The 21,388-nt window shown below is 62.2% G+C and carries 18 protein-coding genes; 8 read left to right on the forward strand and 10 right to left on the reverse strand.

Annotated elements, in window-relative coordinates:
• Window positions 1-56 precede the first annotated feature (56 nt).
• The 3 genes from U1R88_RS21040 to U1R88_RS21050 are packed head-to-tail and all read left to right on the forward strand — an operon-like array spanning window position 57 to window position 2,755.
• Window positions 57-953, forward strand: coding sequence for an ABC transporter substrate-binding protein (locus tag U1R88_RS21040; RefSeq protein WP_322432992.1), 897 nt, complete (start codon window positions 57-59; stop codon window positions 951-953).
• Window positions 954-998: 45 nt separating this feature from the next.
• A complete protein-coding gene (locus U1R88_RS21045) occupies window positions 999-1,970 on the forward strand; it encodes an amino acid ABC transporter permease (RefSeq protein ID WP_322432993.1) in 972 nt (323 codons plus the stop codon).
• Window positions 1,967-2,755, forward strand: a complete 789-nt coding sequence (locus U1R88_RS21050) for an amino acid ABC transporter ATP-binding protein (protein ID WP_305773770.1) — start codon at window positions 1,967-1,969, stop codon at window positions 2,753-2,755. The genes U1R88_RS21045 and U1R88_RS21050 overlap by 4 nt, the downstream gene beginning before the upstream one ends.
• Before the next feature lie 448 nt (window positions 2,756-3,203).
• Here U1R88_RS21050 and U1R88_RS21055 read toward each other — a convergent pair whose 3' ends face one another.
• Window positions 3,204-3,341, reverse strand: a complete 138-nt coding sequence (locus tag U1R88_RS21055; RefSeq protein ID WP_322433088.1) for a hypothetical protein — start codon at window positions 3,339-3,341, stop codon at window positions 3,204-3,206.
• A 432-nt stretch (window positions 3,342-3,773) separates the two neighbouring features.
• Between U1R88_RS21055 and U1R88_RS21060 the strand changes: the two genes are divergently transcribed.
• Window positions 3,774-4,610: a bifunctional allantoicase/(S)-ureidoglycine aminohydrolase gene (locus U1R88_RS21060; protein WP_322432994.1), complete on the forward strand. Its 837-nt coding sequence runs from the start codon at window positions 3,774-3,776 to the stop codon at window positions 4,608-4,610.
• Entirely contained in the window at window positions 4,607-5,098 is a 492-nt protein-coding gene (locus U1R88_RS21065; protein WP_322432995.1) for an ureidoglycolate lyase, read from the forward strand. The genes U1R88_RS21060 and U1R88_RS21065 overlap by 4 nt, the downstream gene beginning before the upstream one ends.
• Before the next feature lie 276 nt (window positions 5,099-5,374).
• Here the strand turns inward: U1R88_RS21065 and U1R88_RS21070 are convergent, their stop codons facing one another.
• The 6 genes from U1R88_RS21070 to U1R88_RS21095 form a co-directional block, all read right to left on the reverse strand.
• Window positions 5,375-7,558 carry an NADP-dependent malic enzyme gene (locus U1R88_RS21070; protein WP_425545460.1) on the reverse strand — a complete coding sequence of 728 codons (2,184 nt, stop codon included), beginning with the start codon at window positions 7,556-7,558 and terminating at the stop codon, window positions 5,375-5,377.
• A 188-nt stretch (window positions 7,559-7,746) separates the two neighbouring features.
• Window positions 7,747-9,483, reverse strand: a complete 1,737-nt coding sequence (gene lpdA / locus U1R88_RS21075; RefSeq protein ID WP_322432996.1) for a dihydrolipoyl dehydrogenase — start codon at window positions 9,481-9,483, stop codon at window positions 7,747-7,749.
• Window positions 9,484-9,517: 34 nt separating this feature from the next.
• A complete protein-coding gene (aceF, locus tag U1R88_RS21080; RefSeq protein WP_425545461.1) occupies window positions 9,518-10,783 on the reverse strand; it encodes a dihydrolipoyllysine-residue acetyltransferase in 1,266 nt (421 codons plus the stop codon).
• 128 nt (window positions 10,784-10,911) lie between these two features.
• Window positions 10,912-13,575 carry a pyruvate dehydrogenase (acetyl-transferring), homodimeric type gene (aceE, locus tag U1R88_RS21085; RefSeq protein ID WP_322432997.1) on the reverse strand — a complete coding sequence of 888 codons (2,664 nt, stop codon included), beginning with the start codon at window positions 13,573-13,575 and terminating at the stop codon, window positions 10,912-10,914.
• A gap of 9 nt (window positions 13,576-13,584) precedes the next feature.
• A complete protein-coding gene (locus U1R88_RS21090; protein WP_322432998.1) occupies window positions 13,585-13,956 on the reverse strand; it encodes a hypothetical protein in 372 nt (123 codons plus the stop codon).
• Between the two features lie 253 nt (window positions 13,957-14,209).
• The gene (locus U1R88_RS21095) at window positions 14,210-14,563 is read right to left on the reverse strand and encodes a helix-turn-helix domain-containing protein (RefSeq protein WP_322432999.1); all 354 of its coding nucleotides are present in this window, start codon (window positions 14,561-14,563) and stop codon (window positions 14,210-14,212) included.
• A gap of 209 nt (window positions 14,564-14,772) precedes the next feature.
• Here U1R88_RS21095 and U1R88_RS21100 point away from each other — a divergent pair, with 209 nt between their 5' ends.
• Window positions 14,773-14,907, forward strand: coding sequence for a hypothetical protein (locus tag U1R88_RS21100; protein WP_322433000.1), 135 nt, complete (start codon window positions 14,773-14,775; stop codon window positions 14,905-14,907).
• 96 nt (window positions 14,908-15,003) lie between these two features.
• Here U1R88_RS21100 and U1R88_RS21105 read toward each other — a convergent pair whose 3' ends face one another.
• Window positions 15,004-15,897 (reverse strand): LysR family transcriptional regulator, encoded by an 894-nt coding sequence (locus tag U1R88_RS21105; RefSeq protein ID WP_322433001.1) that lies wholly within the window; start codon window positions 15,895-15,897, stop codon window positions 15,004-15,006.
• Window positions 15,898-16,051: 154 nt separating this feature from the next.
• Between U1R88_RS21105 and U1R88_RS21110 the strand changes: the two genes are divergently transcribed.
• On the forward strand, window positions 16,052-16,702 hold the full coding sequence (locus U1R88_RS21110) for a hydrolase (RefSeq protein WP_068281806.1): 651 nt from the start codon (window positions 16,052-16,054) through the stop codon (window positions 16,700-16,702).
• A gap of 188 nt (window positions 16,703-16,890) precedes the next feature.
• Window positions 16,891-17,859 carry a quinone oxidoreductase family protein gene (locus tag U1R88_RS21115; protein WP_322433002.1) on the forward strand — a complete coding sequence of 323 codons (969 nt, stop codon included), beginning with the start codon at window positions 16,891-16,893 and terminating at the stop codon, window positions 17,857-17,859.
• 523 nt (window positions 17,860-18,382) lie between these two features.
• Here the strand turns inward: U1R88_RS21115 and U1R88_RS21120 are convergent.
• Both U1R88_RS21120 and U1R88_RS21125 read right to left on the reverse strand, forming a co-directional pair.
• Window positions 18,383-19,798, reverse strand: coding sequence for a porin (locus U1R88_RS21120; RefSeq protein WP_322433003.1), 1,416 nt, complete (start codon window positions 19,796-19,798; stop codon window positions 18,383-18,385).
• A gap of 591 nt (window positions 19,799-20,389) precedes the next feature.
• Complete coding sequence (locus tag U1R88_RS21125) at window positions 20,390-21,340, reverse strand: LysR family transcriptional regulator (protein WP_068281813.1); 951 nt, start codon at window positions 21,338-21,340, stop codon at window positions 20,390-20,392.
• Between the last annotated feature and the right edge of the window lie 48 nt (window positions 21,341-21,388).

Raw genomic sequence — 21,388 nt, forward strand, 5'->3', positions numbered from 1 at the left:
CGCGAGCTTCGAGACCACGTCAATGTGGCCCTCGCGATAAACAGGGGACTCAATGCATGGGCAATGAACGTCGTCGTCACGCTCGGTCCGCTTCGGCGACCGCAGCCGCATTGTTCCTGGTCGGAGCAATGCTCGCTGGTACGGCTTATGCCGATACCGCCATTGCGACCAAGGCGGATCCCAAGATCCAGGCCATGCTGCCGGCCAAATTGAGAGAAGCGGGCAAGATAAGGGTTGCCAGCAACGTAGAATATCCGCCGTTCGAATATTTCGACACCGACAACACCACCATCATCGGCCTCGACAAGGATCTGGCCGAAGCGATCGGGCAGAAGCTCGGCGTCAAGCTCGAATTCCAGCATATGAGCTTCGACGCCATCATTCCGGCTCTCGCCGCCAACCGCTATGATATGGCGATGTCGGCGATGACCGACACCGAGGAGCGACGCAAGAAGGTCGATTTCGTCGACTACTTCACCTCGGGTGGTGGTTTCCTGGTCAAGCAAGGCAATCCCAAGAACATCCATAGCCTGGCCGACATCTGCGGCATCTCCGTCGCAATCGACAAGGGCACCACGGAAATCGACGATGCGAAGAAGGCTTCGGACGACTGCGTGAAGGCCGGCAAACCTGAAGTCAGCGCCAAGATCCTGCCCGGTACCAGCCAGATCGTCCTGGCCTTGCAGGCAGGCCGGGCCGACGTGGCCATGATCGACACATCCGCCGGTGCCTATATTGCACAGCAACACAAAGGCACCTTCGAGGTGCCGGGTACCTCCTATGCACCACGTCACTACGGATTGGTGCTGCCCAAGGGTTCCGACGAATTGACCAAAGCCCTCCAGGCCTCCGTGCAGGCTTTGATCGACGAAGGCACCTACGGCAAGATCCTGGCCAAGTGGGGACAGGAGGTCGGCGCCATCGACAAGGCCATGATCAACGACGGCCAATAAGGGATGGAGATCGCCACCCGGCAGCCGCAACTTCGGGAGCCAGCCATGTCGGTCAACGAGACCCGTTCGAAGGGAGCGGATGTCGATCCTACGATCGACCTGGTCATCAGGCCGGCCAGTCATCCCTGGCGCTGGGTGGCCATCGCCTTCGTCGCCCTTCTGGCGGCGATGCTGGTGCACACGCTCTTCACCAACCCACGGTTCGAATGGGCCGTGGTCGGTCAGTACTTCACCTCGCAGACGATCTTGCTGGGCGTATGGCGCACTCTGGAGCTGACGGCCATCGCCATGGTGATGGGTGTCGCGCTGGGCGTGATGCTGGCGGTCATGCGGCTGTCGCCGAACCCCATCCTGTCGGGTGCGTCATGGCTTTTCGTGTGGTTCTTCCGCGGAGCGCCGCTGCTGGTGCAATTGCTGGTCTGGTACAATCTGTCCGCCCTGTTTCCCCATATCTCGCTGGGCATCCCGTTCATCGGCCCTGACTTCGTCGAGCTGGATGCCAATGTGCTGATCACGCCCTATGTGGCGGCAATCCTCGGGCTCAGCCTGAACGAGGCCGCCTACAGCGCTGAGATCATCCGCGCGGGCATCATTTCCATCGACCACGGCCAGACGGAGGCGGCCCAATCCATCGGCATGTCGCGCGGGCGGCTGCTGCGGCGGGTGATACTGCCGCAGGCGATGCGCGTCATCATCCCGCCGCTCGGCAACGACACCATCAATATGCTGAAGATGTCGGCTCTGGTCAGCATCATCGCCGTACCGGAACTGCTCTTCGCCGCCCAGACGATCTATACGCGCACGTTCGAGACCATTCCGCTGCTGCTGGTGGCGGTCATCTGGTACCTGATCATCGTTTCGGTGATGAGCGGCATCCAGTATTACATCGAGCGCCACTACGCTCGCGGCAGCAGCCGCGACCTCCCTCCGACGCCCCTGCAAAGCATCGGCGCATTCTTCGGGCTGTCCCGCAGCAGCCCGATCAATCCTGGCGAGAAAGCGAGAAGCGCGCCATGACCTTTCAACCAAAGCCGCCAGCCAAGATCATGGTGCAGGCGACGGGCGTGCGCAAATCCTTCGGTGCCCTGGAGGTTCTCAAGGGAATAAACCTGTCCGTTTCGAACGGCCAGGTGATGTGCCTGCTCGGCCAGTCCGGTTCCGGCAAAAGCACCTTCCTGCGTTGCATCAACCATCTCGAGCGTATCGACAAGGGCCGCATCCGCGTGGATGGCGAGCTGATCGGCTACAGGGAACACAAAGGCCACCTCCAGGAAATGCACGAGCATGAGATAGCGCGCCAGCGCATCCACATCGGCATGGTGTTCCAGCACTTCAATCTGTTCCCCCACATGACGGTTCTCCAGAACATCATGGAGGGGCCGGTCGGGGTGAAGCGGGAACCGCGCGAGGAGGTGAGGGAACGCGCCCACGCCATTCTGAAGCGCGTCGGACTGGCGGAGAAGGTCAACGCCTACCCCCGCCAGCTGTCCGGCGGACAGCAGCAGCGTGTCGCAATCGCGCGCGCCCTCGCCATGCAGCCCAAGCTCATCCTTTTCGACGAACCGACCAGCGCCCTGGACCCCGAATTGGTCTCCGATGTGCTGGACGTGATGCGCGATCTTGCCCAAAGCGGCATGACGATGATCGTGGTGACCCATGAGATCGCCTTCGCCCGCGAAGTGGCTGATCACATCGTCTTCATGGCCGGCGGCGAGATCATCGAGGAAGGCGGGCCCGGGGATGTACTGGGCAACCCATCCCATCCACAGACTCAAGCCTTTCTCTCCAAAGTGCTCGTATAAAGATAGACAAACATCGTTTAGCCGTCGCCTTGGACCGCGAGTTGCCGCCTGGCGGAAAGGCAAGCATAGCAAGTTTGACTATGCGGCCGGTGACGTTACCTCCAGGTTTTATCCAGCGCCGAGTTTGCTCGGGTGGTCGAAGATCCAGGCTCGGGTGGCGGGTTGCGGCCCCTGCGGCAAGCGGCCCTTGATAGGAAACAGGGCCGCTCCGAACGTCCCGTGGCTTCGGCCGCCCCTTCCATCGCCGCGTGCCGAGGTGAGGGATTGATGGTGGCCTCCGAGAAGGCTGCTTCGCCCCGTGCGTCGAGCACACTTCGACGCGGACGCGAGAGGAAATGGATTTCACGATAAAACGCCATTCATCAAGCCGTTGCGACCGCGCCGCCTTGAAAGGGACGGCGTCGACCCCTGGCCTGCATGCGACCAGAGGCGGCACTTTTCTTTGGCATCAGTAGCGGCTCGGGCCCTCGACCTTCACCTCGCTGCCCTTGGCGTCATAGAGCTTGCCGTTGAGGAAATAGTCGCCCTCATGCAGCATGGAGATGTCCTGGTAGCGCAAGGTGCGCTCCATGTCGGCCACGAACACCGATTACTGGTCGGAATTGCCGGCCCTGCATGGGCAAGAGATGCCGGCCTGCCGCGCCTCTTCATGGACGCCGATATACCGGCAGACAGACGATCGGCTGCGACGGCCCAACCTCCCAACGTTGGAATACGCTCGATGCTGTGAGTCGAGCTTATTGATTTCTATTATGCTTACTCAGAATGCTTCATTAGAAAAGGGTTCGACTTCGCCTGATCTTGCAGATTCCACATCGTGAAATTCGTCGGGATTTTGCAACGGACGACTCGCATTTGCCCGATATTCGGATTACGAACCATTGGTATGCGCTTGTTTACGCGTCCGCGATCAAGATGCTCTGAACGTAGTTCAAAGCATAACCGGTGGATATCGTTCCCAAGTGATGCAAGTACTGAAGTATAAAAAATATCAACTAATGGGCCTAAGGATAGAATAATGACAGTCCGATCGTATTTTTCCCCGACTGGCGGGCTGCCTCCCCAAACTCAACTCCTTACAGGCCGTGCCGTATTCACGGAGGCCTATGCCGTCATCCCAAAAGGTGTCTATAGCGACATCGTGACGAGCTATCTGCCGCTTTGGGACAAGACTCGTTGCTGGGTGATCGCTCGCCCGCTCTCCGGCTTCTCCGAAACCTTTTCCCAATACATCGTGGAAGTCACCCCGGGTGGCGGCAGCGACAAGCCGGAATTGGACGAGGGTGCGCAGGGCGTGCTGTTCGTCGTCGAGGGCGAGCTGACGGTTACGCTCGACGGCAAGGCGCATACGCTGACGCCCGGCGGCTATGCCTATATTCCCTGCGGCAGCGATTGGCGCGTGCGCAACCAGAGCGACAGGCTCGTTCGCTTCCATTGGGTCCGCAAGAGCTACGAGCATGTCGCCGGCATTGCAAAGCCCGAGCCGATCTTTGCCAATGAGCGCGATATTGCGCCCAGCCCGATGCCGGATACCGAGGGCCGCTGGGCGACCACACGCTTCGTCGATCCCGAGGACATGCGCCACGACATGCATGTGACCATCGTGACGTTGGCGCCCGGCGCGGTCATTCCGTTCGCCGAGACCCATGTCATGGAACATGGGCTCTACGTCCTGGAAGGCAAGGCGGTCTACCGGCTCAACCAGGATTGGGTCGAGGTCGAGGCCGGCGATTTCATGTGGCTGCGCGCCTTCTGCCCGCAGGCCTGCTATGCCGGCGGCCCCAGCAATTTTCGCTATTTGCTCTACAAGGACGTCAACCGGCACATGAAGCTCGGTGGGGAATTGCGGCGATGAGCATCCTTCTCGTCGAGCCCCTCACTCGCGAGACCTTCGCGTCCTTCGGCGAGGTGATCGAGACCGACGGTGCCGCGCATTATCCGATCAATGGCGGGCGTTGCGAGCGCTATCATGCCCTCGCCCGGGCCGAAGCCAAGGGGCCGGGCGGCCATGTCATCATCAACATCTTCAAGGGCACGCCCTATGCCCTGCCCTTGAAGCTTACGATGGTGGAACGTCATCCTTTCGGCAGCCAAGCCTTCTTTCCCCTGTCACCGCGCCCTTTCCTGGTGGTCGTCGCGCCGGATGAGGGCGGCCGGCCGGGAGCGCCCCGCGCTTTCCTGACCAGTCCGGGCCAGGGCGTGAACTATCCGGCCAATCTCTGGCATGGCGTGCTGACGCCACTCGGCGAGCCGCAGGATTTCCTCGTCGTCGACCGGGCGGGAGACGGCAGAAATCTCGAGGAATTCCACTTCCCCGAGCCTTACGAGATCCGCCTGCCCTGATTGATCTTTCGTGGATCGACTGAATTCCAGGCCTCCCGCCGCTGCCCGCGACGGGAGGCTTCGTTTTTCGGGAAATGTGCCGCCTGTAGCGACGGGCCGCGCCGAAAAGTGGGTACCTGTTTTCGAAAAAAGATGCGGCAACCGTCACCCTTACCCTCGCCCCGCAGGCAGCGGGGCCAGGGGGCGCAGACGTTGCGCCTGCTTCTCGAAGCTTTCATCTCGCCCAACCTTCGGGCGAGATGAGGGGATGAAAGACTGCGATAACCGCGTGGCGCCCTACCCTGCAGCCGCCGCCAGCGCGGTTATGTTCACGATGCCGCGCACCGTCGTCGCCGGCGTGAGGATATGGGCAGGTTTGGCAGCTCCCAGCAGGATGGGGCCGACCGAGACGCCTTGCCCCGCAATCACCTTCAAGGCGTTGAAGGTGATGTTGGCCGCATCCCGGTTCGGCATGACCAGGAGGTTGGCAGCGTCCGTCAGCCGCGTGTCGGGCCGGACCCTGGCCAGGGCGGCGCGGCTGAGAGCCGTATCGGCCTGCAATCCGCCCTCCACCTCCAGTTCCGGCGCGAGTTCCAGGATGCGCGCGAGCGCCGCCCGCATCTTGCGCACCGACGGGTCGTCGCTGCCGCCGTCATCGGCATGGGACAGCAAGGCCGCACGGGGCACCTGGCCGAAACGGCGCAGTTCCCTGGCCGCAAGCACCGTCATCTCGGCGATTTCGTCCGCCGAGGGATCGCGATGAATGAAGGGGTCGCAGACGAACACCGTGTGGCGCGGCAGCTGCAGCAGGCCCATGGCGGCGAAGGCATGCGCATCGGACCGCAGGCCGACGATCTTGTCGATCGGGGCAAGGTGATCGGCATAGGCACCGGCGATGCCGCATAACATGCCCTCGACCTCGCCGGCGGCCAGCAGCCGGGCCGCCGTCGAGGTACCGCCCATGGCCGCATCGTCGCCGACATCGACGACCTCGACATCCTTGCCGGGCCGGATGCGCAGGCCCAGTTCCTGCATCCGGCGGGCGATGACATCGGGCCGCCCGATCAGGACGGGCGAGGCGATACGCTCGTCGAGGGCGATCTGGGCCGCGCGCAGCACCCCGTCATCTTCGCCCTCGGCATAGGCGATGCGCTTGGCGCCGGCCTCGACCGCCGCCGCGAACACCGGCTGCATCACCGTGCCGGACGTGTAGACGAAACGCTCGAGGGAACGCCGGTAGGCGTCGAAATCCTCGATCGGCCTGACCGCGACGCCGCTGGCGACGGCGGCCTCGGCCACCGCCGAGGCCACCTTGACGATCAGCCGCGGATCGAACGGCTTGGGAATGAGATAGTCCGGACCGAAGCCGAGATCATGGGTGCCATAGGCAGCGGCCACGACATCGGACTGTTCGACCCGCGCGAGTTCGGCGATGGCGCGGACGGCAGCCAGCTTCATCGCCTCGTTGATGGTGCGTGCGCCCACATCCAGCGCGCCCCGGAAAATGAAGGGGAAGCACAGGACGTTGTTGACCTGGTTGGGATAGTCCGACCGCCCGGTCGCCACGATGGCGTCCGGCCTCACCTCGCGGGCCAGTTCGGGCCGGATTTCGGGCTCGGGATTGGCGAGTGCCAGGATGAGTGGCCGCTCGGCCATGCCCGCGACCATTTCCGGCTTGAGGACACCCGCCATCGAGAGGCCGAGGAAGATGTCGGCGCCTTCCACGATGTCGGCAAGGGTGCGTGCCTGCGTCTCGCGGGCATAGCGGGTCTTGCTCTCGTCCATCGAGGCGGTGCGTCCCTTGTAGACGACGCCCTTGCTGTCGGTGACGAAGGCGTTTTCCTTGCGCAGCCCCAGATGGACGAGCAGATCGAGGCAGGCGAGAGCCGCAGCCCCGGCGCCCGAGCAGACCAGCCTGGCGTCCTCGATTTTCTTTCCGACCACTTCCAGGCCGTTGAGGATCGCGGCGGCCGCGACGATGGCCGTGCCATGCTGGTCGTCATGGAAGACCGGAATCCCCATGCGCTCGCGCAGCTTCGTCTCGACGATGAAGCATTCGGGCGCCTTGATATCCTCCAGATTGATCCCGCCGAAGGTCGGTTCGAGGCTGGCAATGATGTCGACCAGCTTGTCGGGATCGGTTTCGTCGATCTCGATGTCGAACACGTCGATACCGGCGAACTTCTTGAACAGGCAGCCCTTGCCCTCCATCACCGGCTTGCCGGCGAGCGCCCCGATATTGCCGAGGCCGAGCACGGCCGTACCGTTGGAGATGACGGCCACCAGATTGGCGCGCGCCGTCAGGCTGGCGGCTTCCTGCGGATCGTCCTTGATGGCGAGGCACGCCGCCGCGACACCGGGCGAATAGGCCAAAGCGAGGTCGCGCTGTGTCGTCATGTCCTTGGTCGGCAGGACGGTGATTTTTCCGGCAATGGGATAGCGATGGTAATCCAGGGCAGCTTTGACCAGTTGCTCGTCCACGACGTCCTCCGATTGATTGAACTCGATGCGTTCGGCAGGAAGGGCCTTGCGGCCCGCTCCCGCCCTTGTCTTCAGGGCGCACTCCGCCGTTGACGCCCAAGCGGGCGCCTTTCAGGCGGGCCTTTGCGCGGGAACCGGGCCGTCAGGACATGGTCAGGACGCCCGGCTTGGCTTCAACTGCGATGGTCTCAGCGCTTTTTGGGCATGTAGAGGTCGGTAATCGTGCCTTCGAAGGCCTCCGCGGCCATCCCGATCGTTTCCGACAGGGTTGGATGGGGATGGATCGTCGCGCCGATATCGACCGCATCCGCCCCCATCTCGATGGCGAGCGCGGCCTCGGCGATGAGATCGCCCGCATTGGTGCCGACGATGCCGCAGCCGATGATGCGCTCCGAGCCCTCCTCGAACAGCACCTTGGTCATGCCCTCGTCCCGCCCGAGCGACAGGGCGCGGCCGGAGGCAGCCCAGGGGAAGACGCCCTTGCCATATTTGACGCCGCGCGCCTTGGCCTCGTTCTCGGTCAGGCCTACCCAGGCGACCTCGGGATCGGTATAGGCCACCGAGGGGATCACCTTGGCGTCGAAGAAGGCCTTGTGTCCCGCCGCGTTCTCGGCCGCGACCTTGCCTTCATGCACGGCCTTGTGGGCGAGCATCGGCTGGCCGACCACATCGCCGATGGCGAAGATGTGCGGGACGTTGGTGCGCATCTGCTTGTCGACGGCAACGAAGCCGCGTTCGTCGACGGCGACGCCGGCATTTTCCGCACCGATCAGGCGCCCGTTCGGGCGGCGGCCGACCGCGACCAGGATCTTGTCGAAGCGATCGGTCGCCGGGGCGCTGCCGCCCTCGAACGAGACGGTCAGCCCGTCCGGCCCGGCCTCGACCTTGGTGACCTTGGCCTTGAGATGGATCGCCTCGAATTGCTTGGAGACGCGCTTCATCAGCGGCGTGACGATGTCCTTGTCGGCGCCGGGAATGATCTGGTCCATCAGTTCGACGATGGTGACCTTGGATCCCAGTGCCTGGTAGACCGTGGCCATTTCGAGCCCGATGATGCCGCCGCCGACGACGAGCAGGCGCTTGGGAACGTTATCAAGCGCCAGGGCACCGGTGGAATCGATCACCCGGCGGTCATCCTGCGGGATGAAGGGCAGCACCACCGGCTCCGAACCGGCCGCGATGATGGCATGCTCGAAGCTGACCGACTTGGTGCCCTCCTCGCCCTGCACCTCGATGCGGTCGGGCGCAGTGAAGCGGCCGGTGCCATGCACGACTGTGACCTTGCGCTGCTTGGCGAGGCCGCCGAGGCCGCCCGTCAGTTTCCTGATCACGCTGTCCTTCCAGCCGCGCAGCTTGTCGATGTCGACCTCGGGCGCCGCGAAGGTAATACCGTGGGCTCCCATTTCCTGGCTTTCGGAAATCACCTTAGCGGCATGGAGCAGCGCCTTGGAGGGAATGCAGCCGACATTCAGGCAGACGCCGCCAAGCTGCGGCCAACGCTCGATCAGCACCACCTGCTTACCGAGGTCGGCGGCCCGGAACGCAGCCGTGTAGCCGCCGGGACCACCACCCAGCACGACGACTTCGCCATGGATGTCGCCCTTGCCGCCGCTGGCGGGTTGGGCGGCGGGCGCGGCCGCCTTCGGCACCTCGTTGGGAGCCGCCGCCGGGGCAACGGCTGTCGCCGCGCCAGCCATCGTCACGATGACGTCGCCTTCGCTGACCTTGTCGCCGATCTTGACCGTGACCTCGGCGATCGTGCCCGCCGCCGGTGCGGGCACTTCCATCGTCGCCTTGTCGGATTCCAGCGAGACCAGGGGATCGTCGGCCTGGACCTGATCGCCCGGCTTCACATGGATCTCGATAACAGGCACGCCCTTGAAGTCGCCGATGTCGGGGACGCGGACTTCGTTTCCATTGCTCATCTTGTCTCTCCCGAGTGTTGCGAAATCCGGCCGGTCAGAGGATCAGCCGTCGAACATCCTCGAGCGAGGTGCACAAATGCCGGGCGAAGCGGGCCGCAAGCGCCCCGTCGATCACCCGATGATCATAGGAGAGAGAGACCGGCAGCATCAGGCGCGGCTTGAACTCGGCGCCATCCCAGACCGGCGCCATCTTCGAGCGTACCACGCCCAGGATGGCCACCTCGGGCGCATTCACAATCGGGGTGAAGGCGGTGCCGCCGATGCCGCCCAGCGAGGAGATCGAGAAGGTGCCGCCGCTCATGTCGGCGGGGCCGAGCTTGCCGTCGCGCGCCTTCTTGGAGATGTCGCCCATCTCCTTGCTGATCTCGTGGATGCCCTTGCGGTCGGCATCCTTGATCACCGGAACGACGAGGCCATCGGGCGTGTCGACGGCGATGCCGATATTGTAGAACTTCTTGTAGATCAGGGCGTCCTTTTCAGGCGATAGCGAGGCGTTGAATTCCGGGAAGGCACGCAGGGCCGAAACCGAGGCCTTGATCAGGAAGGCCAGCAGGGTGACGCGGAAGCCCTTCTCCTTGGCTGCGGTGTCCAGTTCCTTGCGATAGGCCTCGATGTCGGTGATGTCGGCCTCGTCATTGTGGGAGACGTGGGGCACGTTGAGCCAGGCCCTATGCAGATGGGGGCCTGAGAGCCGCTTGATGCGCGAGAGCGGCTTGGTCTCGATCGGGCCGAACTTGGAGAAATCGACAGCGGGGATTTCGGGGATGCCCGTACCGGCCGCCGCCGGTGCCGAAGCGGCCGGGGCCGGTCCCTTGAGGAAGGCGCGCACATCCTCGAGGGTGATGCGTCCCTTCTCGCCGGTACCCTTGAGCTGGTTGAGGTCCACCGAGAGCTCGCGCGCCAGGCGGCGCACCGAAGGGCTGGCATGCACGCCCGAGAAATCGGCGATGGCGCCGCGGGTCGGCGCGGGAGCGGACACCGGAGCCGCCGCTGCTGGCGCAGGCGCGGCGGCAGGCGCCGGCTCTTGCTGTTCGACGAGGGACGGCGGCTGAGCCATCCCCCCCTCCCCGGCCTGGATCACGACGAGAGGCGCGCCCTCGCTGACCTTGTCGCCGAGCTTGACCAGGATCTGCTCGACGATGCCGGCCGCGGTCGAGGGCACCTCCATGGTTGCCTTGTCGGATTCGAGCGACACCAGCGGGTCGTCGACATTCACCTTGTCGCCCACATTGACGAGGATTTCGATGACAGGGACGTCCTTGAAGTCGCCGATATCTGGAACTTTGATCTCGGTGGGCACGGGAGTTCCTCCTGAAGACGGTTGGCCCGTTTGGGCTGATGCGCGTGATGGGTCGGCAAAGTGGCGTGCGGTGCACCCGGGATCTGGCGGCCACCTGTGCGGCTGCCAGGTCTCGGCGCGCGCCCGGCTCAGACGGTGGCGGGATTGGCCTTGGACGGATCGAGCCCGTATTTGCGGATGGCCTCGGCGACGAGCGCAGGCTTCACCGCCCCCTCCTCGGCCAGGCTCTTGAGCGCGGCGACCGCGATCCAATGCCTGTCGACCTCGAAGAAGTGGCGCAGGCGCCGACGATAGTCCGAGCGGCCGAAGCCGTCCGTGCCCAGGACGCGGTAGCGGCCGGGCACCCAGGTCCGGATCTGGTCGGCGTACAGGCGCATATAGTCGGTGGCGGCGATCACCGGTCCCTGCCGGTCCCCCAGACAGGTTTCGACATAACTCCTCCTCGGCGCCGCCTCGGGATTGAGGAGGTTCCAGCGCTCGACCGCGACGGCCTCGCGCCGCAGCTCGGTGAAGCTCGGGCAGCTCCAGATATCGGCCTCCACGCCGAAATCGGCAGCGAGCAGCTCGGCCGCGGCGATGACTTCCCGCAGGATCGTGCCCGATCCCAGGAGCTGGACGCGCAAGGGCGTCTGCTTCTGAGCCTGCCTGAACAGGTACATCCCCTTGACGATGCCCTCCTCGGCACCGGCAGGCATGGCCGGATGCTCGTAGTTCTCGTTCATCACGGTGAGGTAGTAGAAGACGTCTTCCTGCTCGGCATACATGCGCCGCAAGCCGTCCTGGACGATGACGGCGACCTCATAGGCGAAGGTCGGATCGTAGGAGAGGCAGTTGGGGATCGTGCCCGAGATCAGGTGCGAATGGCCGTCCTCATGCTGCAGGCCTTCGCCGTTCAGCGTGGTGCGCCCGGCGGTGCCGCCCACCAGGAAGCCGCGGGCCCGCATGTCGCCGGCCGCCCATGCCAGGTCCCCGATGCGCTGGAAGCCGAACATCGAGTAATAGATGTAGAAGGGGATCATCGGCGCGTCCGAGGTCGAATAGGACGTTGCGGCCGCGATCCATGACGACATCGCGCCGGCCTCGTTGATGCCCTCCTGCAGGAGCTGGCCTGATTTGTCCTCCTTGTAGAACATCAGCTGATTGGCATCCTCGGGCCGGTAAAGCTGGCCGACCTGGCTGAAGATGCCGAATTGCCGGAACATACCTTCCATGCCGAAGGTGCGGCTCTCGTCTGGCACGATGGGCACGACGCGCTTGCCGATCTGCTTGTCGCGCAGCAGCGTGTTGAGCACGCGCACGAAGGCCATGGTGGTCGAGATTTCGCGGCCTTCGGTGGATTTGAGCTGTGCATCGAAAGCCGAGAGCGGCGGCACTTCCAGCGCCGTCGATTTCGCCCGGCGCGAAGGCAGGGAACCACCGAGCGCGGCGCGGCGCTGGCTGAGATAAGCGAGCTCCTTGCTGCCCTCCTCGAAACGGATGAAGGGGATCTCGGCCAGCTTCTCGTCGGTGATCTCGGTGAGGCCGAAGCGGTCGCGGAACTCCTTGAGGGAATGCTCGCCCATCTTCTTTTGCTGATGGGTGATGTTCTGGCCTTCACCCGCCTCGCCCATGCCATAGCCCTTGACGGTCTTGGCCAGGATCAGCGTCGGCTGGCCCTTGTGCTCGCTGGCGGCCTTGTAGGCGGCGTAGACCTTGAGGGGATCGTGGCCGCCGCGCACCAGCGCCCAGATCTGGTCGTCCGTCCAGTCCTTGACCATGGCGGCGGTTTCCGGCGACTTGCCGAAGAAATGCTCGCGGACATAGGCGCCGTTCTTGGACTTGTAGTCCTGATATTCGCCGTCGACCGTCTCGCTCATGATCTTGAGCAGCGCGCCGCTGGTATCCCTGGCGAGAAGATCGTCCCAGCCCGAGCCCCAGATCACCTTGATCACGTTCCAGCCGGCGCCCTTGAACTGGGCCTCCAGCTCCTGGATCACCTTGCCGTTGCCGCGCACCGGCCCGTCGAGGCGCTGCAGGTTGCAGTTGATGACGAAGATGAGGTTGTCGAGTTTCTCGCGCGCAGCGAGGGAGATGGCGCCGGTCGATTCCGGTTCGTCCATCTCGCCGTCGCCGAGGAAGGCCCAGACCTTGCGCGGGGCGGTGTCGGCAAAGCCGCGGTTGTGGAGATATTTCAGGAAGCGCGCCTGATAGATCGCCATCAGCGGCCCCAACCCCATGGAGACCGTGGGGAACTGCCAGTATTCCGGCATCAGCCAGGGGTGGGGATAGGACGACAGCCCCTTGCCGTCGACCTCCTGGCGGAAGGCAAGCAGTTGCTCCTCGCTGAGGCGTCCCTCCACGAAGGAGCGGGCGTAGATACCGGGCGAGACATGGCCTTGCACATAGATGAGGTCGCCGCCGTGATCCTTGGTCGGCGCGTGCCAGAAATGCATGTAGCCGGTGTCGTAGAGCAGCGCCGACGACTGGAAGCTGGCGATATGGCCGCCGAGCTCGGACGAGGTCTTGTTGGCGCGCAGCACGATCGCCATCGCGTTCCAGCGGATGATCGAGCGGATGTGGTGCTCGATGGCCCGGTCGCCGGGATGGGCGGGCTGCCTGTCGGCCGGGATGGTGTTGAGATAGGGCGTGTTAGCCGAATAGGGCACCGGTGTCCCGCGTTTGCGGGCGCCTGCCATGACCTGGTCGAGCAGAAAATGGGCTCGGTCCGGGCCCTCGACCTCGATGACGCCGTCAAGCGACTCGAGCCACTCTCGGGTTTCGGCCGGATTGGTGTCCTTAATCTCGTCGCTCATGCGCGATCCCTACTGTCTGGATAAGCCGATAGGCGGGAATAGTCGGAAACTCGGGAAACTCTGGAGGCAGGCAGGGCTGTTCGAACAGTCTGATCGCAGCGGGAATTGTCCGCTCCGGTAGGCATCGTCGTCGATTTTTGCGCCCAGCTGTTGCGTTTCATTCCGGACGCAGGCCGGCACGAGAGCTTCGGTGACAAGTCGACCGTCTTCCGAGGTTGCAAGCGATGAAATCGAATTCATGTCGACAGCGATCTTACCGGCGATCCGGCCAGGCGCCACAATGAAAACGATGCCGGCCTTCCCGGCCAGCTCATAGCCAGTGGCACAGGCGGCGGCGCCCGGATGAAGCTCATGCCCGCCCTTGATCAGATGGCCCGCCATGGGCGCTCCCGTGATCCCAGTCCAATGACGTCCGGCTTCATGACACCGCCCTCCCATGCTTCGGCCTGCTAGATTCCCCCAATCCAATCCGCCAATCCAATCCGCGCGCCCCACAAGGAAGCGACTGGCTGCCAGCAAGTTAGAGCACAAAAGCCAACGATTGGCCGGGTGTTTTCACATCGTGGAATGCACAAGTATCGTTCCACGCAAACCTCGATCGTATCAACGCGCGACGTCAGGCAAGCGGCCGGCGTCATTGCGGGAGAAAGGCGACGCCGACCAGATGGGCGCCATGACCGACCAGCCAGCGCGATGCCTCCGGCTTGAACTGCACGAAACCTTCACTTTGCAGCGTTGTCAGCAGACGATGGGCGGTCGAGGGTGCCAAATTCGTGCCTCGAGCAATTTCTCGTAGCGTCATCCCATTGGGGTCTTGGGCGATACATTTGAGGATCGACATGGCACGCAGGACCGCCTGCACGCAGCCGTGGCCACCTGAGATCTCATAGCCGCCGTTCAAGAGCGCAGGCGTTCCCCGTTCCGCGCCGCCATTTTCGTGACCGCCGAGTTCCCACAGGCGCTGCGCCGTCCCAGCGGTCGAGTCCACTGCGACCTCCCCTGATTTCCCGAGATGCAGGCGCGTTATGTCGAGAGAATATTTATACGTCCAATATATCCTTCGGATAGAATTATATCTGAAACCTATTTATCGGTATGTTGTCTGGATGCCCCATGCCGCTCTTGCCATGCCGGGCGGAAGACCGAACAAGGAGCTGAACCGAACCGGGTAATGGCCTGTCGTCAGGGCCGGAAATAGTGGCGCGTTTCTATCAAGAAGCGATCGACCGCGGCACTGCGGTCGTCACGGTAGAGCATCATGACATCGGCAACCGGCGCAGTTGGGATCGTCGTGCAATTTCGTCAAAAGCTATCCGCAGCCTGGCGATGTGAATAGCGTCTCCGATTCCCTTTTGATGAGGTCGAGGCAGTGAGCGGTGTTGGTCCCTCCACGTCGTACGACGGGGCAGCTGGAGGAACCATCGGGTCTTAGCCGTCACGGCCCCAGAGGTCCGGGTTGCGCTTGAAATACTCAATCAGCATCTGCGTGAGCACCCGCACTTTCCGCGTGGGATACTGCCCCGGCGGGCGGACGACATAGGTGGCTCCCGGAGGTACCGGATAGCGTGTCATGATAGGAACCAGAGCGCCGGATGCCAGATATTCATAGGTGATGCAATCGGGGAGCCAGGCGATGCCGAGACCTGCTGCCGCCGCCGCCGCAAGGGCTAGGGCGCTGTCGGCCTTGAACCTGCCTTGCGGCTGAACCGTGACGATCTTGTCGCCATCCATGAACTGCCAGGCCTCGGTTCCCTGCATGAGGGCCTGATGGGCGACGAGTTCGCCCAGAGTTTCAGGTGATCCGTGCAACTCGATATAGTCCGGGCTTGCGACAAGCTTTCCATGGATCGGCCCGACACGCTTGGCGATCAAGTTGGAGTCCTGAAGATAAGCGCCCCTGATCGCGCAATCGAAACCCTCTGCGATGAGATCGACGAAGCGATCGCTGTAGGACGTATGGATGTGAAGCTTCGGGTGCAGACGCGCCATTTCCGCGAGCACAGGAGCGAAATGGGTCACGCCGAAGGTAAGCGGCATGGCAACCCTCAGGCCGCCGCGCAACTCGCCGGTAGGGAGGATCGCTTCCCTGGCCGTATCGATTTCGGCGCTGGCTCTGGCCGCATGGTCTCTGAACGTGATTCCCGCTTCCGTAAGCGCGGCCCCGCGGGTCGTTCGCGCAAGGAGCTGGACGCCAAGCTCCGCTTCAACCCGAAAAAGCCGCCGGCTGACGATTGACTTGGAGACGCCGAGCCGGCGCGCGGCCGCCGATACACCCCCTGCATCGGCCACCGCAACGAATGTCTGTAGATCTTCGATGTCCAACTCGGCGTTCCTCATTTCGCGACACAGCGTGCCGAACTATGCCGCTACCGCATCATCAAAAGGAACGACAAATTGTGGCTGGCAAGCGTCGCGCCGCCGGCGCATGTCTCCTGCAAACCCAATGCCGCACAAAGCGGCTGCAAAGGACGCAACAATGACCTTTCGTAACGGCCTTGCTTCGCTTCTTCGGCCCGAAGACTCGGTCCTCGTTCTGATCGACCACCAGCCCTACCAGCTCGCCAACCTGAACAGCCACGATCCCCATATGGTGGTCAACAACTCGACGGCACTGGCCAAGGCCGCCAAGGCGTTCGGCGTCCCCACCATCCTGACGAGCGTGGTCGCGGACCGGGGCGGCGTCATCTTCCCCCAGATCACCGATGTCTTCCCCGACCAGGAAGTGATCGACCGGACGTTTATCAACACCTGGGAAGACCGGAAGGTCGTCGACGCCGTCAAGGCCACCGGCCGCAAGCAGTTGATCATCGCGGGCCTGTGGACCGAGATTTGCGTTGCGATGCCGACGATCCAGGCACTCGGCGAAGGTTGGGACGTCACGGTTGTCACCGATGCGTCCGGCGGCACTTCGGTCGAGGCCCACGAGGTCGCTATCCAGCGTATGATCATGGCCGGTGCGAACATGATGACCTGGCTGGCTGTGGCTTCGGAATGGCAGCGCGATTGGGCCCGTACGGAGCATGCCGCAGAGCTTTCGGAGGTACTGGTGCACCATGCTGCCGGCAGCGGCATTGCCTTCCTCTGGGAGCAACAACTGCTCAAAACGCCTGTGCCGAGCCAAGGCTGATCCCGGGCCGGGATGGCGAGTTTGGCTTCGAATCCAGAGCGATCCGTATCTGGGGCCTCGCCAATCTCACCTCGCAGGCAAGCCTCGACGCCAGCGATGAATGCTATGCCCGGATGCCGGGTCCGGCGAGTGGAGCATGGATCGATCCCAACCGCCCGCCTGGCGAGCTATGGCGCAGCGAGAGAACCATGAAAGCAGCCATCTACGATCACCCCGGCCCGCCCGATGTCCTTCGCTACGCGGATGTGCCCGATCCGGGTTGTCCAAGCGATGGCGTCCTGATCCGCGTCGAGGCGGCCGCCATCGAGGGCGGCGACCTGATCAATCGCGCATCCATGGCTCCACCCCACCCGGCCTTCGTGGTCGGCTATGCCGCCGCTGGCGAAATCATCGCGGTCGGAGAGGATGTGAAGAATCGCCAGGTGGGCCAAAAGGTGACGAGCTTCGACCTCGCCGGATCGCATGCGGAACTGCGTGGCGTTGTCGCCAGCCGGACCTGGCCTGTGCCGGAAGGACTCGGCATGGCTGCTGCTGCAGCCCTGCCTATCGCATTCGGAACCGCTCATCACTGCCTCTTTGCGCGGGGCGGTTTGAAGCGTGGCGAAACGGTCCTCATCCAGGCAGGCGCCGGCGGTGTCGGGCTTGCCGCCATCCAGCTCGCCCATCTGGCAGGCGCGACTGTGCTTGCAACTGTCTCCGGGCTCGAGAGGGCCGAACGCCTCATCGGGCTCGGCCTTGATCATGCGATCGATCATCACTCAGCCGACGTCGTCGATACGATCATGCGCCTGACACAGGGTCGTGGCGTGGATCTCGTCCTGGACCCGGTGGGAGCCACCCTGCAAGGTTCCCTAGCGACGATCAGGCCGGAGGGGCGTTTGATATTCGTGGGTAACGCCGGCGGTTCGCAACTCAGTATTGATCTATGGCCAGCACTACAGGCGAACCAATCGCTTTTCGGTGTCTTCATGGGAACGCAATTGGAAAAGCCGGATGTCCACCTCACGATCTCCAGGATGTTGGAGCTGGCAACCACGGGGGATCTCAAGATGATCGTGGACAGGACGTTTCCACTTGAAGCCGCCGCTGAGGCCCACGCCTATGCCGAAGGCAATTCCATCCTTGGGCGCGTTGTGATCGTCCCGGCCAGGCAATAAGCACCGTAGGTCGGGTGAACTCGCATGCGTATGCCGGGTGGGCCATCGTCCTACCCCGTGGCAGCCAGGGCAGCGTTTCTGTCGGGTGCGGCAAGGCTACGGCACGGCGGAACTCACCCGAATTGATGGGTTCAAACGCAAAATGCCATCAAGGCTGTTAGACCCAGATGGCGATCGATCTATGACAAACATGCACCAACACGCTTTGGCACGAGACAACAGTCCGTATGTTTCACGGTTGCGCCTTTCCATTATAAAAAATGACCCGGACAAAGCCGGGCCATTTCGAAAGGAAAGTGTGGAAGTCGTATATGATTATCTGGTCTCGCGAACCAGATTCCAATTAATGCATAAATTCATCCATTACGCCAGGACTGAATCCACGTTTAAATCATTAAATTATTCAGATTATCTCTAGCGTATCGATCGAAAATTGCCGTCCTGCATTGATAAGTTAATTAGAATAGGCATGAAGAAGGCCCAATTTGCACTGGGCCTTCAATCAAAACATATTTAGCTAGACTTAGAAAGTCCGCTTGAGCCGGACACCGCCCTGCAAGACATTGTACTTGCTGCGGCCGTTCAACTCGCCATCGTCGATGATGCCGTCGTCCACCTTGCCATGGGTCCAGGCCACTTCACCGGCCACGGTCAGGCCCTTGACGATCGTATAGGTAAGGTTACCTGCGATCGTGTATTCCTTCAGGCCGTATTTGCCGTTGCCCAGATAGTGGTCATACTGCGTATCGATGTAAGAACCGACGAGGTTGGCACCCAGAACCGGGGTGATATTGCCGCCGAGTTCCGCCGTGATCGACCAGCCCTTGCCGCGGTCAATTCGACCACGGCTGTTCACGAAGGAATCGGAATTCGCAAGCCAAGTGGCGCCTGCGCCCAGATAGTCGAGCGCACCATTCGCATACTGGCCTTCAACGATGAAGTGACCATTGTCGATCGCAGGGATCTTGATCAAGCCGGTGGCGCCGACGGCATAGCCGTACTTGTTGCTGCGCCGAACGTTAACGGGTGTCACTATCGGCGGATCGCCGGGGTTAGCGCCGGGGGTGGTGATCGTGTAGTCCGTTCCCGAACGAGACTGATGGCCCGCCGCCTGAACGGCGATGGAGCCCCAGGATTGATCCCAACGCAACTGGGCGACGACGTCGGGAACCTGCTGACCACCTTCACGGTAGCCATAGAGCGTCCCGTTGATATCAACCGGCGTACTCGTCCCGCCGACGCGATGGTCACGGCCGTCTTCGATCGACAGCGTGGCGCTGAAGCCACCGCCGAACTGAGCGGTGTAGGCGATCAAGTTGACTGTGTTCTGCTCTGCGTAATACGGCGCCCAGATCGTGTCGCCATATTCGTTGTCGTAGAAGCCGAAGAAGGAATGGGCGTAGCCAGCGGTCAGGCCACCGAACTGGATGAAGGCCTTGTCAATGGTGAAGCGGTTGTCGTTATAGATGCCACCGCGACCCTGATTGCTGATCGGATGCGAGTCGGCATTGATCTGGAAGTAGGAACGCAGCAGACCCCAATCGGTCTCCGTACGGGCATCGAACCAGATGCGAGCCTGGGTGTTGAAGGCCGAACGATCGTCGTTGCGGCTGAAACCATTACCGGCAAAAGCGCGATAATCGGCGCGAATTTCGCCACCGATCTTCAGGCAGGTATCGCTACCTGGAATGTAGAAGAAGCCGGGGCCGAAGGCCGAGCAGACCTTCACATACTCAACGGCTTCGCCCTTGGTCATGGGCAGATCGGCGGCCTGGGCAGCGCCGATTAGAGCGAATCCGGCAGATGCGCCGAGGAGAAGAGACCTTATGGTCATTTGATGACCTCCGAGACAGTGCGATTTCTGATTAAGAGCGCTTCGCAGCACTTCAATCGATTGCGAGACCGTGAGCGCCTTTTTGCGCCCCCGAAAAGATTCCAAGGAACCATTCCTCAAGGTGATCTCACTCTGGAGTTCGAGGCAACAAAATAAGGCATTTCATCGTCACTATGGCAAAATTTCGCAACTTCATGTTGCAAATTTGGCACACAACTTCATACACTAAAATGATCAAAGAATTGCAATAAAACACGTTCCATATTTTGAATTTACTCTGATATTTATGCGAATAAACTTTAGAATTAGGCTGAGACTCAGAAATCCCCCACTTCCACCGAAGGGTGTTGATGTTTTCGCACCAACTCGATCGCTCGGCGATCCCGCTAGGTGTGCGCCTGTACCCGGCCTGCAATCCGAGCCTTCACGATCTGGAAAAGGGGGATGATCGCGCGGGCTTCCATGTCGATCCTTCCACCCCGTATCGGCAGCCCGTTCGCCTTTTGCCTCGACGACGCAAAGAGCGCGATCCTGAATCCCACCTCACAAGCCATTGTCGAGGCATTCGAACTCACATGAGCAGGTATTCTGATGGGAGAAAGCCTCCCAGGCATTCAGCCTAAAGCCGGAGGCTGTTATTTTCGCTATCGACCGCGGATTTATGGTCTCGGTCTTGAAGGCCTCGCGAGCAAATGGCTATAGGCCCCACACGATGGCCTTCTCATGGCGTTCAATCAGCAGTGCCAGATCCTTGAAGCGCTTGGTGACATGAGCGACGAAGGCATCCACGGCCGGCGCCCGCGGCGCGTTGCTCTGCTGCAATATGCCCAAGGCGCGCTCGGGGTGGGGAATTCTGACCGGTAGCGCCGTGATCGATTTCTCGTTGCGATAGGCGAAGACCACGCTGTGGGGCAGCACGGTGAGCGCATCGCTTGATTTCAGATAATTGATGGCGCTTGACAGCGAGCCGCCGGAATAGCGGATCTTGATTTCCGTGGCCCCCAGCGACAGCGCCAGGCTATTGAGGTCGGCATAAAGAGGGCTGCCTTCGGGCGGGCCGACCCAGGGATAGTCGAGCAGGCTTGCCGGATCGAGACGTCGCTTCATCAGCAAGGGATGCGTCGTGCGGCAGGCAACGACATTGCGTCCGGGCAGCACCACATCGAAACGCAGGCCCGATCCTTCCTTCAGCACGTCGATGGGACAGATCGCAATATCGATGCGGTCAGCGTCCAGTGCGGCCCGCAACTGCCCCAGATAGCCATAGCTCTGTTCGACCCGGACATCGGGCCGCTTGTCCTGGAACTCGGCGATCATGCCCGAGATCAAGGCATCCGAGAAGAAAGGCGATCCGCCCACCCTGACAACACCGAAAGAGCCTTTCTGGAAGCCGGCGACGAGGGCGGACGCCTTGCGCGAGGCCGAAAGCATGGTCTGGCCGTGGCTCGCCAGCGCCTGTCCCAAGGCCGTCGGTTGCAGGGGCCGCCGCCCCTTGATGAAAAGAGGCTCGCCGATACGCTGCTCCAGCATCGCGATCGTTCGTGACACGGCCGGCTGCGTCATGCCGAGCAGGATCGCAGCCTCCGTCACGCCGCCGGCCTGGACCACGGCGGCAAGTTGAACAAGATGGCGCTCATCGAGTTTCATAGCAATTTGCTATATAATTTTATCGAGAAATGATCAATGCGCGGGCTG

This window comes from Labrys sedimenti (genome assembly GCF_034424805.1).
Lineage (GTDB): Bacteria > Pseudomonadota > Alphaproteobacteria > Rhizobiales > Labraceae > Labrys > Labrys sedimenti.